Source organism: Bradyrhizobium sp. 26S5, assembly GCF_036923295.1.
Lineage (GTDB): Bacteria > Pseudomonadota > Alphaproteobacteria > Rhizobiales > Xanthobacteraceae > Bradyrhizobium > Bradyrhizobium septentrionale.
Window position 1 is genome coordinate 891,406 of record NZ_CP145948.1, and the last position, 16,670, is coordinate 908,075.

The window sequence follows — 16,670 nt, forward strand, 5'->3', positions numbered from 1 at the left end:
ATGCGCGCTCCAGGTTTAATTTCCCGTCATGGAGATTAACAACCGTTCAAGTGTCTCCAGGCGGTCGGCCTCGCGCGGTGGCTTGTCCCAGCGCAGGCGGCTGATCCGGGGAAAGCGCATCGCGACGCCGGATTTGTGACGCGGCGAGCGCTGCAAGCCCTCGAACGCGACTTCGAGCACCAGCCCCTGATCCGGCTCATGCACGACATGCCGCACCGGACCGAACTTCTCGGTAGTGTTGCGGCGGACGAAGCGGTCGATCTGCAGCAGCTCCTCGTCGGTGAAGCCGAAATAGGCTTTGCCGACCGGCACGAGTTCGTCGCCGTTATCGCCCCGGGTCCAGACCCCGAACGTGTAGTCGGAATAATAGGACGAGCGCTTGCCATGGCCGCGCTGGGCATACATCAGCACCGCGTCGATAATGTGCGGATCGCGCTTCCACTTCCACCACGGGCCCTTCGGCCGTCCGGGCAGATAGGGCGCGTCGCGCCGCTTCAGCATCACGCCTTCGACCGCGTCGGCATCGTCGCCGGCGCCGGCGCTTTTCGGATCGGCTCGCGCCGCGGCCAGTTCTTCCCAGCTCGCGAACGGAACGGTCGGCGACAGGTCGATGCGCGGATCGTTCAGCTTGGCGACGAAACTCTCAAGATGCGCGCGGCGCTCGGTGAAGGGCAGCTCACGCAGATCGTTATCGTCGTCGCCGAGCAGGTCGTAGGCGCGCAGATGGATCGGAAATTCCTTGATCAGCTTCGGCGAAACCACCTTCCGGTTCAGCCGCTGCTGCAGCACGTTGAAGGTCTGCACGCGGTTTTCGCGCAGCACCAGCAGTTCTCCGTCGATTGCACCGGGCAGATGCAGCGACGGGACGAGGTCGGGGAAGCTGCCGGTGATGTCCTCACCGCTGCGCGAATAGAGCCGCGCCTGGATGTGACCGCGCGCATCGCGGCCGGCGACAGCCTGCACGCGGATGCCGTCCCACTTCCATTCCGCGCTGAAATCGGCGGCGTCGAGATCGGCGAAATCCGCATCCTCGATCGCATGCGCCAGCATCACTGGACGGAACGGCGTCGGGTCGCGGTTGACAGGCTTGTCGCCGCGGCCCTCAAGCCAGGCGAACAGGTCGAGATAGGGCGGCGACAGGCCGGGCCACATCAGCTCGATCTCGTGCGGATCCTTAGTCCCGAGCGCAGCCGCCGCGGTTTTCGCCAGCCGCGCGGAGATCCCGATCCGCATCGCGCCGGTGACGAGTTTTAGCAGCGCCCAGCGTCCGGTCTCGTCGAGCTCGTCCAGCCAGCGCGCCAGCTGCGCCGGCAATTCAGCCTTGCCGAGCGTGCGCAGCGTGGTGACGACGTCCGTCAGCGTCGGCGGAGGCGGGTTGTTGTGGAGGCTGGACTTGCCGCCTTCTTCACCTCTCCCGCTTGCGGGGGAGGTCGGATCGGCGGACGGCGCGCCAGCGCGGTCGGCCGATCCGGGTGGGGGCTTTTTCCGCTTGTCGATCGCGTGGAGAGACCCCCACCCCGACCCTCCCCCGCAAGCGGGAGAGGGGGAAGCCTTCGGCCACATCAGCGCGACGGTCTCGGAGAGATCGCCGACGTAATCATAGGAGTAGCCGAACAGCACCGGGTCGGCGCGTTCGGTGATCAGATCGCGGATCAATCCCGGCTTGGCGTGCTTGAACGACAGCGCACCGGTCAGCGCCGCCAGAGCGTAGCCGCGGTCGGGGTCCTCGGTTGCGCGGAAATAGGCAACCAGCAGCTTGATCTTGTTGTTGCGGCCGGGCTCGTAGGCGAGGCGGTCGAGCAGTTGGGCAAAGCGGTTCATGTTTCGGCCTCGCCGGCGGGCTGGGCCTCGCCGGTGACCGCCGCCGTGTCGCCCTCATCCTCGTCGCCATAGCCGACCAGATCGAGCGGCCGCGCGGCAAGGCCCTTGCTCTTGCACCAATGCACCAGCGCGTCTTCCTGGCCGTGGGTGACCCAGATCTCGCCGGCGCCGGTCGCGGCGATCGTCGCCGTCAGCCCGTCCCAGTCGGCATGATCTGATATCACCAGCGGCAGCTCGATGCCGCCCTGCCGGGCCCGGGCGCGCACGCGCATCCAGCCCGACGCAAAGGCCGTGACCGGATCGGGAAAGCGGCGGGTCCAGACGTCGGATGTCGCGCTCGGCGGCGCCAGCGTGATGGTGCCGGCCAGCTCGGCCTTCTTCATGCCGCGCGCCGGCCGGAGCTCGCCGAGCGCAATGCCGCGCTCTTGATAATAGTACGTGATCTTCTCCATCGCGCCGTGCAGATAGATCGGCGCGTCGTAACCAGCCTCGCGCAGCAGCGCGATCACGCGCTGCGCCTTACCCAGCGAATAGGCGCCGACCAGGTGCGCGCGCTCCGGAAACAGTTTGACCGATGCCAGCAGCTTGTTCACTTCGCCGGCCGCATCGCCATGGCGGAACACCGGCAGGCCAAAGGTCGCCTCTGATATGAAGACGTCGCACGGCACGAGCTCGAACGGCGCGCAGGTCGGATCGCGCGCGTCCTTGTAGTCGCCGGAGGCGACGATGCGGGTGTCCTTGCAGGTGACCGATATCTGGGCGGAGCCCAGCACATGGCCGGCGGGATGAAACGTCACCGTGACGTCGCCGAGCCTGATCTCCTCGCCGTAAGCGACGGCCTGCACTGAGCCGGCGAAATTCTCGCCATAGCGCAGCCGCATCATGTCGAGCGTTTCCTGGGTCGCGAGCACCGCGCCATGACCGGGGCGCGCATGATCGGAATGGCCATGCGTGATCAAGGCACGTTCGACCGGCCTGACAGGATCGATGTGGAAGCCGCCGGGCTTGCAGCAAAGCCCGGCCGGGACGGGCATCAGGATGTCTTGCGGGCGCATTGCCCCTATATAGGCGCTCGATCCCTGATGTTTAGCCGTCATGCGCGGGCTTGACCGGCGCGTCCATCTCCGGAAAGAGTCCGTGCTTTGATGGATGGCCGTAACAGGCCAGATCGGTTCCTTAAGACAAGATCGGTTCGTTAAGAAGAGAATGGCCCCCCGCCTGTTTCTGTCCTCCGGCGACCTCGTCGCCGACCGTCGCTACGAGTTCGCGCGCGACCTGCAATTGAAGGGCGATCTGCCGGCTGCCGCCGATCTGCTCGAACAAGCGATCGAGCTGGTGCCGAATTTCCCCTCCGCCTGGTACACGCTCGGCAAGATCCGCCTGGAGCTCGGCCAGCGCGAGGCTGCGATCGCAGCCTTCCGCGCCGCGCGCGACGCCGATCCCGAAGACCGCCATGGCGCCGGCCTGCATCTGATGCAGCTCGGCGTCGAGGCTGTCAGCGCGATGCCGCCGGGCTACGTGCAGACATTGTTCGATCAATATGCGCCGCGCTTCGAGGCCGCTCTGGTCGGCGATCTCGGCTATCGCGGGCCGGCGCTGCTGTTCAAGGCCGTGCTGTCGGTGCGCGCGAGCGCGAAGAAGCCGGCCTTCTTCAAGCGCGCGATCGATCTCGGCTGCGGCACGGGCCTGGCCGCAGGCGCTTTCGCGGAGCATGTCGACCGCTTCATCGGCATCGACCTGTCGCCGCGCATGATCGACAAGGCGCGCGCCACGGGTCTCTATGCCGAGCTCGAGGTCGACGACATGCTCAACGGCATTTCCGGCAAGCCGGACGCCAGCGCCGAATTGATCCTGGCCGCAGATGCGATGGTCTATGTCGCCGATCTCGCGCCGCTGCTGGCCGAGGCCGCACGCGTCCTGGTGTCAGGCGGCGTGCTTGCCTTCACGACGGAGACCCATGACGGCGAGGGCGTCGTCATCGGCGAGGGGCTGCGCTACGCCCACAGCACGCCCTACGTGCGCGCCTCCGTCGCCGCTGCGGGGCTGACGCTGGCTCTGCTCGACGATCTCTCGGCGCGCAATGAAGATAACATCCCGGCGCCCGGACTCGTCGCCGTCGCCGTCAAGCCGTGACGCTTTCTTACCCTCTCCCCTTGTGGGAGAGGGTGGCTTCGATGCGGTAGCATCGAAGCCGGGTGAGGGGTCTCCATCCGCGGATGCAGACCCCTCATCCGGCGCGGACGCTGTCCGCGCCACCTTCTCCCACAAGGGGAGAAGGGAAGAGTCGTCCGCGTTGTGTGCTCAAACTTGAGTCTACACGCTACGCATTTGCCGTGACGCGGCATTGCGCCGCAAAGCGGTGACTTCGCGCTTGCCCGGCGCAGGGCGGAATGCGAGAGCTTTTCGCCTCAGGGAGAGAAGCAATGAAAAAACATACTCGGCGCGAGTTTGGTGCCACTGCATTGTCTGTCATCGCAGCGTCCGTGCTGCCCGCGCCGTTCGTCCGTGCCGCGGACAAGAAATACGATCCGGGTGCGAGCGACACCGAGATCAAGCTCGGTCAGACCGTGCCGCATTCCGGCCCCGGCTCGCTCTATGGCGTGCTCGGCCGCGTCGGCGAAGCCTATTTCCAGATGCTGAACGACAAGGGCGGCATCAACGGCCGCAAGGTGAAATTCCTCACCATGGACGACGCCTACAGCGCGCCGAAATGCGTCGAGGCGACGCGCCGCCTGGTCGAGCAGGAGGAGGTGCTGGCGCTGTACGGTTCGCTCGGCACCGCGCCGCAGACCTCCGTGCACAAATACCTCAATTCCAAGGGCGTGCCGCAGCTGTTGCTCAATACCGGCGCCTCGAAGTGGAACGACCCGAAGAATTTCAAATGGACCATGGCGGGCCTGCCGCTCTATCCGACCGAAGCGCGCATCCTTGCAAAACACGTCGTCAGCGTGAAGCCGAACGCCAAGATCGGCATCCTCTACCAGAACGACGATTTCGGCCGCGACTTCCTCGGTCCGTTCAAGAAGGTGCTGGCCGATGCCGGCGGCACCGCGCAGGTGATCATGGAGCAGACCTACGATCTCACCGATCCGACGGTCGATTCCCAGCTGATCAATCTCTCGAAGTCGGGCGCCGACGTGTTCTACAACATCACCACCGGCAAGGCGACGTCGCAATCGATCCGCAAGGTGGCGGAGCTCGGCTGGAAGCCGCTGCAGCTGCTGTCGGCCGGCTCGACCGGCCGCTCGATCCTGAGCGCGGCCGGTTTCGAGAACGCCAAGGACATCGTCGCAATCCGTTACGCCAAGGAAGCAGGACCGGGCCGCTGGGAGAAGGACCCCGACTCGATGGCGTTCGAGGATCTGCGCAAGAAATATCTGCCCAACATCGATCCCGACAACACCATCGCCTTCGCCGGCTACGGCCAGGTGGCTACGATGGCGGAGATCCTTCGCCGCTGCGGCGACGAGCTCACCCGCGCCAACGTGCTGAAGCACGCCACCACGCTCGCCGGCTTCCACTCGCCCTTCTTCCTTGACGGCGTCAATTACAGCTACACGCCTGACGACTACACGCCGATGAAGACGCTCTATATCTCGATCTTCAACGGCAAGGACTGGGACATCTCCGACAAGCCCGTGGTGGAGTAGGGGGCGGGCGCGCTCTCTCGCTGTTCCTCAACCTCGCCCCGCTTGCGGGGAGAGGTCGGATCGCATCGAAGATGCGATCCGGGTGAGGGGGTACAGGTCTCACCGCGCTCGGCACTCGCGGAAGCAGCCCCTCACCCCAACCCTCTCCCCGTGAAGGACGGGGAGAGGGCGTCGACGCGCACCGTCGCTCCCCCTGCCACTTGCTGCCATCCCCGCTCCGCCCTCGACGAAACCGCCTGAACCACCTACCTCTTGGGCGTGTCGACGCTCGATCTCTTTTCCGTCACGCCGTCGGAAACGGCCGATCTCTTGCCGCGCCGGTTTCGCGACTGGTTTGCCTCACGCGGCTGGTCGCCGCGCGAGCATCAGCTCGCGCTGCTGGCGAAAGCGCGCGAGGCGTGCTCGGCGCTGCTGATCGCGCCCACGGGCGCGGGCAAGACGCTGGCGGGGTTCCTGCCGACACTGGTGGAGCTGAGCGGGGAAGCGCCTAGCGGCGGTGATTTTGGTTACCTCCCCCTGAAAGGGGGAGGTCGGCGCGCTCCGGCGCGCGGGAGCGCTGCCGAGCGCGACGGGTGGGGGTCAGCCGCAGGCACCGAACAAGCGGCTGACCCCCACCCCAACCCTCCCCCTTTCAGGGGGAAGGAGCCTGACGACCTTGTAAGCGGAGAAGGAACCGCATCGGCGAGATCGCGGCCAAGCCTGATCTCCACCGGCCGCGGCGTTCGCCGCTCCGCCGGCTTGCACACGCTCTACATCTCGCCGCTGAAGGCGCTCGCGGTCGACATCGCGCGCAATCTGGAGACGCCGGTTGCCGAGATGGGGCTGCCGATCAGAATCGAGACCCGCACCGGCGACACGCCGGTGTCGCGGCGGCAGCGGCAGCGGCGCTATCCGCCGGATATTCTGCTCACCACGCCCGAGCAGCTCGCGCTGCTGCTCGCCTCCGACGACGCGCCGTTCCTGTTCTCGTCGTTGAAGCGCATCGTGCTCGACGAGCTGCATGCGCTGGTCACCTCCAAGCGCGGCGATCTGCTGTCGCTCGGGCTGGCGCGGCTCTGGACCATCGCGCCGCAGGCGCGCGCGATCGGCCTCTCGGCCACGGTGGCCGAGCCTGAGCAGCTGGCGCGCTTCCTGGTGCCGCAGCCCCGCGGCGCGAGCGTGTCCGCCGACGTCGTTATCGCCGGCGGCGCCGCGCCGCCGGTGGTCGAGATGCTCGACACGCGCGAGCGGCTGCCATGGTCCGGCCACAGCGCGCGCCATGCGCTGCCCGAGGTCTATGAGCTGATCAAGCGCAACAAGACCACGCTGGTGTTCGTCAACACCCGCAGCCAGGCCGAGATGCTGTTCCAGGATCTCTGGCGCATGAACGATGATGGGCTCGCGATCGCGCTGCATCACGGCTCGCTCGACGTCGCACAGCGCCGCAAGGTCGAGGATGCGATGGCCGCCGGCCGGTTGCGCGGCGTGGTCTGCACCTCATCGCTCGACCTCGGCGTCGACTGGGGCGATGTCGACCTCGTCATCAATATCGGCGCGCCCAAAGGCTCGTCGCGGCTGATGCAGCGGATCGGCCGCGCCAACCACCGCTTCGACGAGGCCTCGCGCGCCGTGCTGGTGCCGGCCAACCGGTTCGAGGTGCTGGAATGCCGTGTCGCGATCGATGCCATCGCCGAGAATGCACAGGACACGCCGCCGCTGCGCTCCGGCGCGCTCGACGTGCTGGCCCAGCACGTGCTCGGCTGTGCCTGCGGCAAGCCGTTTCTGTCCGACGAACTCTATGATGAGGTCAGGACCGCCGCGCCCTATGCGTCGCTGGCGCGGACGGACTTCGACGACGTGGTCGACTTCGTCGCGACCGGCGGCTACGCGCTGAAGACCTATGAGCGTTTCGCGCGGATCAAGCAGGACAAGCAGGGTCGCTGGCGCGTCACCAATCCAAAGGTGCGGCAGAGCTACCGGCTCAATGTCGGCACCATCGTCGAGGAGACCATGCTGAAGGTCCGGCTGGTGCGGTCGCGCGCCGGCGGTAGCGGTTCGACGGGTGCGATCGCCCGCGGCGGCCGCATGCTCGGCGAGATCGAGGAAGTCTTCATCGAGGGCCTGGTGTCCGGCGACACGTTCGTGTTCGGCGGCGAGGTGGTGCGCTACGAGGCGCTGGTCGAGGACCAGGTCTATGTCTCCCGCGCCAATGACAAGGATGCAAAAGTGCCGTCCTATATGGGCGGCAAGTTCCCGCTCTCGACCTATCTCGCCGAGCGCGTGCGCAAATTGCTCGACAACAGCCGCGCCTGGAACGCGCTGCCGGATCAGGTGCACGACTGGCTGTCGCTGCAGCGAAAGTTCTCCCGCGTCCCGGCGGCGCGCGAGTTGCTCGTGGAAACCTTTCCGCGCGGCGGCAGCCATTATCTGGTCTGCTATCCGTTCGAGGGCCGGCTCGCGCACCAGACGCTCGGCATGCTGCTGACGCGCCGGCTGGAGCGCGCCCGCGCCCGTCCGCTCGGCTTCGTCGCCAACGAATATGCGCTCGCGGTCTGGGGCGTCGGCGATCTCTCCTTCATGATCCGGCAGGGCAAGCTCGATCTCAATGCGCTGTTCGATCCCGACATGCTCGGTGACGACCTCGAGGCATGGCTCGCAGAATCCGCGCTGATGAAGCGGACCTTCCGCAATTGCGCCATCATCTCCGGCCTGATCGCGCGCCGCTTCACCGACGAGGAGAAGTCGCGCCGCCAGGTGCTGTTCTCGACCGACCTGATCTACGACGTGCTGCGCAAGCACCAGGCCGACCATGTGCTGCTGCGCGCCGCGCGCGGCGATGCCGCCACAGGGTTGCTCGATCTCCGCCGCCTCAGCGACATGCTTTCGCGCATCCACGGCCGAATCACCCATAAGGCGCTCGATCGCGTTTCCCCGCTTGCCGTCCCCGCACTGCTGGAAATTGGCCGCGAGTCAGTTTATGGCGAAGCATCCGACGAGCTTCTGGCCGAGGCGGCCGAGGAACTCGTGCGGGAGGCGACGACATAACGCTGGGGAACGGACGTGACGGCAAGCGCGCAGGTTTTGACAGACGGTGACGAGATGCGCGTTTCGAGGGTCACGGTGGCGGATATCGGCTTCGTGGCGGATTTCTCCGGCGCGCTGTTCTGGGAACAGCAAAGCTTGCTCGTGGTGTCCGACCTGCACCTCGAAAAGGGCTCGAGCTTCGCTGCCCGCGGCGTGCTGCTGCCGCCCTACGACACGGTCGCGACACTGAGCCGGCTTGCCGCCGTGATCGCGCGGCACGATCCGCGGCAGGTGATCGCCCTCGGCGACAGCTTTCACGATCGCGATGCGCATGCGCGGCTGTCGGATCCGGATCGTGAGGCGCTCGCGGCGCTGCAGGTGCGGCGCAACTGGATCTGGATCTCGGGCAACCACGATCCGGCGCTGCCGTCCAATCTCGGCGGCGTGGTCGCGACCGAAGTCGCGATCGGCCCGATCGTGTTCCGCCATGAGCCGACGGGCGCGAGCGGCGAGATCGCCGGCCATCTGCACCCCAAGGCCCGGGTGCCGACCCGCGGCCGTTCGATCGAGCGGCGTTGTTTCGCCTCCGACGGCGAGCGCGCGGTGATGCCGGCCTTCGGCGCCTACACCGGCGGCCTGAGCATCCGCGACGCGGCGTTCGCCAGGATTTTCGGATCGCCCGGCTTCATGGCCCACGTGCTCGGCGACAACCGCGTGCATGCGTTCGCGGCGTCACGGTGTTATTGACCACTCAACGCGCCAAACCATCCCCGTCATCCTGAGGTGCGAGCCTCTTCGGCGAGCCTCGAAGGATCGACGGCCACCAGCTGGGCCGTGCATCCTTCGAGGCTCGCTGCGCGAGCACCTCAGGATGACGGGGTGAAAAGCGTTGCCGCAACTCAAGCCGCCTTCGCCTGCACGCTCTCGCAATACTCCGCGAGCCTGTCCGCCAGCCGCAGCGTCGCGGGGCTGGCGTCGGGCGCTGCGACAAGCGCGACCTCGGTCCGCTCGATCGGCGCAAAGCCTTCCTTCGCGGTCAGCACGCGATGCTCGGCCTGGATCGACATCTCCGAGAGGATGCTGAGCCCAAGGCCGGCGGCGACCGCGGCCTGGATGCCGGCCAGGCTGGAGGAGGTGTAGGCCATATGCCAGTTGCGGCCAGCGCTCTCCAGCGCGTGGATAGCGCGGGCGCGATAGAGGCAGCCCGAGGCGAAGCCGATCAGCGGCACCGAGCCGGCCGTGATGTCGCGCGGATGGCTCTTGCTGGTGACCCAGTGCACGCGTTCCGGCCACACCGCGATGCCACCCTTCTCATCGGCGGCGCGCTTGATCAGCGCGAGATCGAGATCGCCGCGCTCCAGATCTCGGTACAGGAACAGGCTCTGGCCGGAGCGCACGTCGAGCCGCAAATTCGGATGGCTGCGCGAGAAGGTCGCGAGCAGCTTTGTCAACCGATAGGCGGCAAAATCCTCGGTGATGCCGATCCGGATCGCGCCTTCGCTGCCCGGACGCGACACCACGTCACGCGCCTCTTCGGCGAGTGACAGCAGCCGCCGCGCATAGCTCAACAGCCGTTCGCCGGCCTCCGTCGGGGTGACATCCTTGCCGCTGCGAATCAGCAAGGGCTGGCCGACGTCCTCCTCCAGGCGCCTGATCTGCTGACTGACAGTCGATTGGGTGCGGTGAACGCGCTCGCCGGCGCGGGTGAAGCCGCCGGCATCGACCACCGAGACGAAACTGCGCAACAGCTCCAGGTCGAGCATCGCAGCCTCCATTAATAAATCCACTGCATGTCAGTTTATCATTTAATTTCCAAATATCAAGGCGCGGGCCTAGATCATGGGCGAAGGAGAAATTCCCATGTCCGCCGCAACCTCGTTGGCCGCCCCCCGTACCCGCTTCAATACCCTGCCGCTGCTGATCGCGCTGTTTTGCCTGCTCTGGAGCTACGCCTTCGTTGCCGGCAAGATCGGCGTCACCGATTGCCCGCCGCTAATCCTGCTCGCCGCGCGGTTTTCGCTCGCCGGCGTCCTGATCCTTGCCGTCTCCTGGCTGCGCAGCGACAGATGGGACCTCACCTGGCGCGACGCGGCGGTGTTTGCCGTGATCGGCGTCGCCAACAACGCGCTCTATCTCGGTCTCGGCTATACCGGCCTGCAGACGGTCTCCGCCGGGCTCGGCGCACTGATCGTCTCGGCCAATCCGGTATTCACCGCGATGCTGGCCGCGATGTTCCTCGGCGAGAGCATGACCTTGCGCAAGGTCGTGGGCCTCGCGCTCGGCATCGTCGGTGTCGCCTTCATCGTCTGGCATCGCTTGAAGGTCGGCACCGACAGCCCGCACGGCATCCTGTTCACCTTGGCCTCGCTCGCCTCGATTGTCGCCGGCACCATGTTGTTCAAGCTGCGGGCGCCGAAGGGCAGCCTGTGGATCGGCAACGGCATTCAGAACATCGCCGGCGGGCTTGCGGTGATGCCATTCGCCTTCACGCTCTCCAGCATCAGTGACATCGTGCCGAGCATGCGGCTCGCCGGCGCCTTTGCCTTCCTCGTGCTCGGCGGCTCGATCCTCGCCTATCTGCTCTGGTTTCACCTTCTGAAGGTGTGTGGCGCGACCGCCGCCAGCGCCTATCACTTCCTGATGCCGCCGCTCGGCATGCTGTTCGCCTACCTCGTGCTCGGAGAGCATGTCGAATTTCGCGACCTGCTCGGGATCGTTCCGGTCGCGCTCGGCATCTACCTGGTGACCCGCCCCGCCGCATCGCCCAAGAGGAGTGTGACGTGAGCATCGCCACGCTACGGCCATAGCGCCCCAGTTTCATCGGAGGAACCCTGTGGTATCCGGTTCGTTGTCGCGACGGCCGGAACCGCATGACACAAGAGATCACCTCGCGAAAACATCACGACAAGTCGGGCAGCGCGCCGGCAGGGAAAGCTCCGCGCCAGCCGTTCAGCGTCCGCAATGTCGTGAAGTCGCTCGGCCCCGGCCTGATCACCGGGGCCTCCGACGACGACCCGTCGGGGATCGGCACCTACAGCCAGGCCGGCGCGCAACTCGGCTACGGCATCGGCTGGACCATGCTGCTGACCTTTCCGTTGATGACCGCGATCCAGGAGATTTCCGCGCGGGTCGGCCGCGTCACCGGGCACGGCATCTCGGGCAATGTCTGCCGGCATTATCCACCCTGGCTGCTGATCATCGTGGTGACGCTGCTGTTCATCGCCAACACCGTCAACATCGCGGCCGACCTCTCGGCCATGGCGGATGCGACAAAGCTCCTGATCGGCGGCCCGGCCATCCTCTATGTCGTGCTGTTCGGCGTGACCTCGGTGGCCGCGCAGATCTTCATGAACTACCGGCGCTACGTCGCCGTCTTGAAATGGCTCACGCTCACCCTGTTCGCCTATGTTGCGGCGCTCGCCTTTGCCAAGGTGTCGTGGACAGAGGCCTTGGCCGGCGTGCTGGTGCCGCGCATCACCTGGAGCGCGGACTATTTCACGACCATTGTCGCGATCTTCGGCACGACGATCTCGCCTTATCTGTTCTTCTGGCAGGCCTCGCAGGAGGCAGAGGACCAGCGGGTCGACGTCACCAAGCATCCATTGATCGAGAAGCACTACGGCGCCCGGAAGGAGTTTTCCCGCATCCGCGCCGATACCATCACCGGCATGGCGTTCTCCAATTTGATCGCACTGTCGATCATCGTCACCGCTGCGGCGTCGCTGCATGCCGCCGGCAAGACTGACATCCAGACCTCGGCGCAGGCAGCCGAGGCGTTGCGCCCGATCGCCGGGCCATTTGCCGAGGTCATCTTCGCACTCGGCATCGTCGGCACCGGCCTTCTGGCAATCCCGGTGCTGGCGGGTGCGACGGCGTACGCGGTCGGCGAAGGATGGCGATGGCCGGTCGGGCTGGCACGCAAGCCGAGCGAGGCAGCTGCGTTCTATTCGGTCCTGGCATTTTCGGGCGCGATCGGCATCGCGCTCAACTTCACGCCGATCAATCCGATCTCGGCGCTGTACTGGAGCGCGGTCGTCAACGGCGTGCTCGCGGTGCCCGTGATGGTGTTGCTGATGTTCATGGCCAGCCGCAACGACGTGATGGGCCGCTTCGTGATCGGCGGGTGGCTCTACCGGCTCGGCTGGCTCTCGACCAGCGCGATGGCGCTCAGCGTGATCGCGATGGGCGTCGGGCTGCTTCTATGATCCCTGCGGTCAGAACAGCGACGTATCGATCTTGGTCGTCGATTTGACCTTCCGCAGGATGATGGTGGTGCGGTAGCTCGCGATATCGGTGTCCCGATGCATCAGGCGGTCGAGGATGAACGATTGATAGCGTGCGAGGTCGGAAGACACGACTCGCAGCGAGTAATCCCAATCGCCGGCAATCATGCAGCATTCGACGACCTCCGGAAGGCCGGTCACCTTCTTCTCGAAGCGCGCGAAGGATTCCCTGGTCTGCTGCTTGAGGCGGACCTCGACGATCACGTCGAATCCGAGCCCGATCCTGGCAGGGTCCACCAGCGCCACATAGGAGCGGATGACGCCGGCCTCTTCGAGCGTCCGGACACGTCTCATGCAGGGGGCGGACGAGAGGCCGATCTGTTCGGCGAGCTCGAGATTGGTGATGCGCCCCTCGACCTGCAGCACGTCGAGGATTTTCCGGTCGATCTCGTCAAGCACGATCGTGGTTCCCATTTCTTTCGCATTTTCCGTATCTTGCGCAATTGATCGCAGAAGATGCGGCCAAATGCATCCCAAAACGCAATGTCATTGCGGTTGTGTCCGCATAGGGTGCCTTGCGAGAACTTGAAATCGCGCGATTCACCAAAGGGAACGGGGCATGGCCGGAAATGACGACAAATCCTTCTGGGATCGCGCGCGGCGTCACCTCATCCGTTATGGCGGGACGTTCGCTCCTGTGATCATCGAGCGCGCCTCCGGATCCTTCGTCTATGACGCCGACGGCCGCGCCATCCTCGACTTCACGTCCGGCCAGATGAGCGCCGTGCTTGGTCACGGTCACCCCGAGATTATCAGGACCATCAGCGAGCATGCCGAACGGCTCGATCATCTGTTCAGCGGCATGCTGACGCGCCCGGTGGTGGCGCTGGCCGAACAGCTCGCGGAGCTGCTGCCGCCGGGGCTTGATCGCGTCATGCTGCTGAGCACGGGGGCTGAGTCAAACGAGGCCGCCATCAAGATGGCCAAGCTCTTCACCGGCGGCTTCGAGACCGTTGCGTTCGCGCAGTCCTGGCACGGAATGACGTCGGGTGCGGCCGGCACAACCTATTCGGCCGGCCGCAAGGGGTATGGTCCCGCGCCGGTCGGTTCGCTCGCGATCCCGACGCCGAATCCCTATCGCCCGCGCTTCGGCAATGCCGACGATTGGCGGGCCGAACTGGCCTACGCCTTCGATCTCGTCGACCGCCAGTCGACCGGATCGCTCGCGTGCATGATCGCCGAGCCGATCCTGAGCTCCGGCGGGTTGATCGATCTGCCGGAGGGCTACCTTGCCGAGCTGAAGCAGCAGTGCAGCGCGCGAGGCATGCTGCTGATCGTCGACGAGGCACAGACGGGCCTCGGCCGAACCGGCGCCATGTTCGCTTTCGAGCGCGACCGCGCCGTGCCTGATATCCTGACGCTGTCGAAGACGCTCGGCGCCGGCCTGCCTTTGGCCGCGGTCATCACGTCAGCCGAAATCGAGGAGCGGTGTCACGAGCGCGGCTTCCTGTTCTACACCACGCATGTGTCGGACCCGATGCCGGCCGCGGTCGGGCTGAAGGTCATCGAGATCATCCTGCGGGACAGACTGGTCGAGCGCGCCAGGACCGCGGGTGTGCGGCTGAGGGAAGGGCTCCTCGCCCTGCAGAACCGGTTTGAATGCATCGGTGACGTGCGCGGGCGAGGGCTGATGCAGGGCATCGAGATCGTGCGCGACCGCCACAGCAAGGAGCCTGACGAAGCGCTCGGAACGCTTGTGTCGCAGCGCTGCATGGAGCTCGGACTGAGCACCAACATCGTGCAGTTGCCCGGCATGGGCAGCGTGTTCCGCATCGCACCGCCGCTGACGATCAGCGACGACGAGATCGACCTCGGCCTCTCGATCCTGAGCGACGCCTTCGAAGACGCGTTGCAACGGCAGGGACCGTAGGATGGGTGGAGCGCAGCGATACCCATCATGTCGCCGCGGCTCCAGATGTTGGGTATCGCTTCGCCAACCTACGCAGCTTCAATCCTTGCGGAACACGATCGAGGCCATCCAGCCGGTCATCAGCGCCATGAATGCGGTGACGAGGCCGTAGACCAGGCCGTTCTGGCGTGCGGTGGTGGCAACGAACTGCTCGAAGCCAACCTTGACGATCTCGAACGCGGTCTCGGTCTTGGTCACCAGCGCGCCGTCGGCAAACAGCTTGATCTCGACATTGTAGGTGCCGATCGGCACCTCCGCCGGCAGCGGAATGCCGGTGCGGAACAGGGTCGGGGTCAGGAACGTCACCGCCGAGGTCGCCTCACGATAGAGCCCGTGCTCGGAGCGCAGCCGGACGTACGCGCTGCGGAAGGCGTCGTTCGGCACCACGTCGGCATAGTCGGCCCCGACCCGCTGCATCAAGAGCACGTTGTTGAGCCCGAGCTGCTGACGCCGCTGCACCTCAGGCGAGGCGATCTGGTCGAACGGACGGTTGGAGAACAGCGCGAGATAGCCCGGCACCTGCAGGAACTGCCGCGAGTCGGTGTTGATCCAGATCCCGAACTTGCGCTCCTTGCGCCGCGTGACCATGTCGGCGCGCGGGCCGGACACCGTGACGACGAGATCGTAGTTGCCGCGGTTCGGCGTCTTGTCGTCCTTCTCGACCGAACCGAACAGCACGAGCTCGCCGCCGGAATAATTCGGCGTCACCGTGACGCGGTGGTTGGAGACCGACACGATCAACCGCTCGGCATGGGCGGGCACGGCCGCCAGCATGGCAGTCACGACACCGGCGATGGCGAGCAGCGCGCGCGATCTCATGGCGGGCCTCCGCCACTGCTTTCGCGGATGGTGAAGAGATCCTGCGGCCGGATCACCAGCTCGACCGCAAAGCGGATGCCGACCGCGAGCACGAGCAGGCCGAGCAGCAGGCGCAGATGCTCGCCGCGGATCTTCTGGCCGGCGCGGGCGCCGAACTGCGCGCCGGTGACGCCGCCGATCATCAGGATCAGCGCCAGCACGGCGTCGACCAGATGATTGGTCACGGCGTGCAGCAGGGTGGCGAACACCATGGTGACGAGGGTGAGCACCATCGAGGTGCCGATCACGGTCGAGGTCGGCACCCGCAGCAGATAGATCATCAGCGGCACCAGGATGAAGCCGCCGCCGATGCCCATCACCGCGCCGATGAAGCCGATCACGAGCCCGACCACGACCACCGGGATGACGGAGAGGTAGATCTTGGAGCGCTTGAAGCGCAGCTTCAGCGGCAGGCCGTGGATCCAGCCATGGCTGCCGGGCTTGCGCAACGCGACCGGACCGCCACGGCGGGCGCGCAGCATCGCGCGCAGGCCTTCCCAGAACATCAGCCCGCCGACCGTCGTCAGCAGGATGACGTAGGACAGCGCGATCATCAGGTCGAGCTGGCCGAGCGAGCGCAGGAAGGTGAAGGTCCACACCCCGAGCGCGGTGCCGATCGTGCCTCCGACCAGCAGGACCGCGGCCAGCAGCGGGTCGATCGCGCGTCTGCGCCAATAGGAGATCGCGCCAGAGAACGAGGAGGCCGCGATATGGCTTGCGACCGAGGCCACCGCGACCGCGGGCGCGATGCCGACGAAGATCAAAAGCGGCGTCATCAGGAAGCCGCCGCCGATCCCGAACATGCCGGAGACGAATCCAACCGCCGCGCCCATCGCCAGGATGAGGAAGACATTGACCGGAATGTCGGCGATCGGGAGGTACAGCTGCACGCGCGTCGCTTCTTGTCGGTTCGCCGCGAGCTGGGGCGCAAGGCCGCATCACGGGGTGATGTCGTTCGGGTCGGGCATTCTCCGGCTGAACGAATCCGGTCGGCGCGCAAGACGCAGGCGCAGGCGAACGCGGGTCGATTGCCGCATTCTTGCATAACTGAAATCGGCGGGGGGAGGGACTCAAGATTCCGCCTCGGAGAGCATTTTTCGCCGCACGTTGCAGCTCAGCTGCGGACGTGGTTGATAATTGAGATTA

13 protein-coding genes are annotated in these 16,670 nt (G+C 66.0%); 7 read left to right on the plus strand and 6 right to left on the minus strand.

The features are described 5' to 3' along the window. Positions 1–15: 15 nt before the first annotated feature. Both V5279_RS04125 and V5279_RS04130 read right to left on the minus strand, forming a co-directional pair. Positions 16–1,821 carry a cisplatin damage response ATP-dependent DNA ligase gene (locus V5279_RS04125; protein ID WP_338695339.1) on the minus strand — a complete coding sequence of 602 codons (1,806 nt, stop codon included), beginning with the start codon at positions 1,819–1,821 and terminating at the stop codon, positions 16–18. Further along, complete coding sequence (locus tag V5279_RS04130) at positions 1,818–2,876, minus strand: ligase-associated DNA damage response exonuclease (protein WP_338701838.1); 1,059 nt, start codon at positions 2,874–2,876, stop codon at positions 1,818–1,820. The genes V5279_RS04125 and V5279_RS04130 overlap by 4 nt, the downstream gene beginning before the upstream one ends. Before the next feature lie 151 nt (positions 2,877–3,027). On the opposite strand from V5279_RS04130, the gene V5279_RS04135 reads away from it, so the two are divergent. From V5279_RS04135 to pdeM, 4 genes are all read left to right on the plus strand, one after another. Beyond that, positions 3,028–3,954 carry a methyltransferase domain-containing protein gene (locus tag V5279_RS04135; RefSeq protein WP_338695340.1) on the plus strand — a complete coding sequence of 309 codons (927 nt, stop codon included), beginning with the start codon at positions 3,028–3,030 and terminating at the stop codon, positions 3,952–3,954. A 290-nt stretch (positions 3,955–4,244) separates the two neighbouring features. Further along, positions 4,245–5,471 carry an ABC transporter substrate-binding protein gene (locus V5279_RS04140; protein WP_338695341.1) on the plus strand — a complete coding sequence of 409 codons (1,227 nt, stop codon included), beginning with the start codon at positions 4,245–4,247 and terminating at the stop codon, positions 5,469–5,471. A gap of 258 nt (positions 5,472–5,729) precedes the next feature. After that, positions 5,730–8,495: a ligase-associated DNA damage response DEXH box helicase gene (locus V5279_RS04145; RefSeq protein ID WP_338701840.1), complete on the plus strand. Its 2,766-nt coding sequence runs from the start codon at positions 5,730–5,732 to the stop codon at positions 8,493–8,495. Positions 8,496–8,549: 54 nt separating this feature from the next. Next, positions 8,550–9,221, plus strand: a complete 672-nt coding sequence (gene pdeM, locus V5279_RS04150; RefSeq protein ID WP_338695342.1) for a ligase-associated DNA damage response endonuclease PdeM — start codon at positions 8,550–8,552, stop codon at positions 9,219–9,221. A 152-nt stretch (positions 9,222–9,373) separates the two neighbouring features. Here the strand turns inward: pdeM and V5279_RS04155 are convergent, their stop codons facing one another. Then, a complete protein-coding gene (locus V5279_RS04155) occupies positions 9,374–10,237 on the minus strand; it encodes a LysR family transcriptional regulator (protein ID WP_338695343.1) in 864 nt (287 codons plus the stop codon). Between the two features lie 97 nt (positions 10,238–10,334). On the opposite strand from V5279_RS04155, the gene V5279_RS04160 reads away from it, so the two are divergent. Beyond that, positions 10,335–11,258: a DMT family transporter gene (locus tag V5279_RS04160; protein ID WP_338695344.1), complete on the plus strand. Its 924-nt coding sequence runs from the start codon at positions 10,335–10,337 to the stop codon at positions 11,256–11,258. A gap of 86 nt (positions 11,259–11,344) precedes the next feature. After that, positions 11,345–12,679 (plus strand): divalent metal cation transporter, encoded by a 1,335-nt coding sequence (locus tag V5279_RS04165; protein ID WP_338695345.1) that lies wholly within the window; start codon positions 11,345–11,347, stop codon positions 12,677–12,679. Between the two features lie 9 nt (positions 12,680–12,688). Here V5279_RS04165 and V5279_RS04170 read toward each other — a convergent pair whose 3' ends face one another. Next, positions 12,689–13,171, minus strand: coding sequence for an Lrp/AsnC family transcriptional regulator (locus V5279_RS04170; protein WP_338695346.1), 483 nt, complete (start codon positions 13,169–13,171; stop codon positions 12,689–12,691). 145 nt (positions 13,172–13,316) lie between these two features. Here V5279_RS04170 and V5279_RS04175 point away from each other — a divergent pair, with 145 nt between their 5' ends. Next, the gene (locus V5279_RS04175; protein ID WP_338695347.1) at positions 13,317–14,627 is read left to right on the plus strand and encodes an aspartate aminotransferase family protein; all 1,311 of its coding nucleotides are present in this window, start codon (positions 13,317–13,319) and stop codon (positions 14,625–14,627) included. 78 nt (positions 14,628–14,705) lie between these two features. On the opposite strand, the gene V5279_RS04180 is transcribed toward V5279_RS04175, so the two are convergent. Next, entirely contained in the window at positions 14,706–15,440 is a 735-nt protein-coding gene (locus V5279_RS04180) for a TIGR02186 family protein (protein ID WP_248114515.1), read from the minus strand. A 41-nt stretch (positions 15,441–15,481) separates the two neighbouring features. Further along, the gene (locus V5279_RS04185; protein WP_338695348.1) at positions 15,482–16,414 is read right to left on the minus strand and encodes a sulfite exporter TauE/SafE family protein; all 933 of its coding nucleotides are present in this window, start codon (positions 16,412–16,414) and stop codon (positions 15,482–15,484) included. Positions 16,415–16,670: the final 256 nt, after the last annotated feature.

Bases quoted from the DNA above. Each gene is read 5' to 3' on its own strand.
- V5279_RS04160 (WP_338695344.1), top strand. From the start codon at position 10,335: ATGTCCGCCGCAACCTCGTTGGCCGCCCCCCGTACCCGCTTCAATACC.
- V5279_RS04135 (WP_338695340.1), top strand. From the start codon at position 3,028: ATGGCCCCCCGCCTGTTTCTGTCCTCCGGCGACCTCGTCGCCGACCGT.
- V5279_RS04155 (WP_338695343.1), bottom strand. From the start codon at position 10,237: ATGCTCGACCTGGAGCTGTTGCGCAGTTTCGTCTCGGTGGTCGATGCC.
- V5279_RS04125 (WP_338695339.1), bottom strand. From the start codon at position 1,821: ATGAACCGCTTTGCCCAACTGCTCGACCGCCTCGCCTACGAGCCCGGC.
- V5279_RS04175 (WP_338695347.1), top strand. From the start codon at position 13,317: ATGGCCGGAAATGACGACAAATCCTTCTGGGATCGCGCGCGGCGTCAC.
- V5279_RS04130 (WP_338701838.1), bottom strand. From the start codon at position 2,876: ATGCGCCCGCAAGACATCCTGATGCCCGTCCCGGCCGGGCTTTGCTGC.
- V5279_RS04180 (WP_248114515.1), bottom strand. From the start codon at position 15,440: ATGCTGGCGGCCGTGCCCGCCCATGCCGAGCGGTTGATCGTGTCGGTC.
- V5279_RS04140 (WP_338695341.1), top strand. From the start codon at position 4,245: ATGAAAAAACATACTCGGCGCGAGTTTGGTGCCACTGCATTGTCTGTC.
- V5279_RS04170 (WP_338695346.1), bottom strand. From the start codon at position 13,171: ATGGGAACCACGATCGTGCTTGACGAGATCGACCGGAAAATCCTCGAC.
- pdeM (WP_338695342.1), top strand. From the start codon at position 8,550: ATGCGCGTTTCGAGGGTCACGGTGGCGGATATCGGCTTCGTGGCGGAT.
- V5279_RS04165 (WP_338695345.1), top strand. From the start codon at position 11,345: ATGACACAAGAGATCACCTCGCGAAAACATCACGACAAGTCGGGCAGC.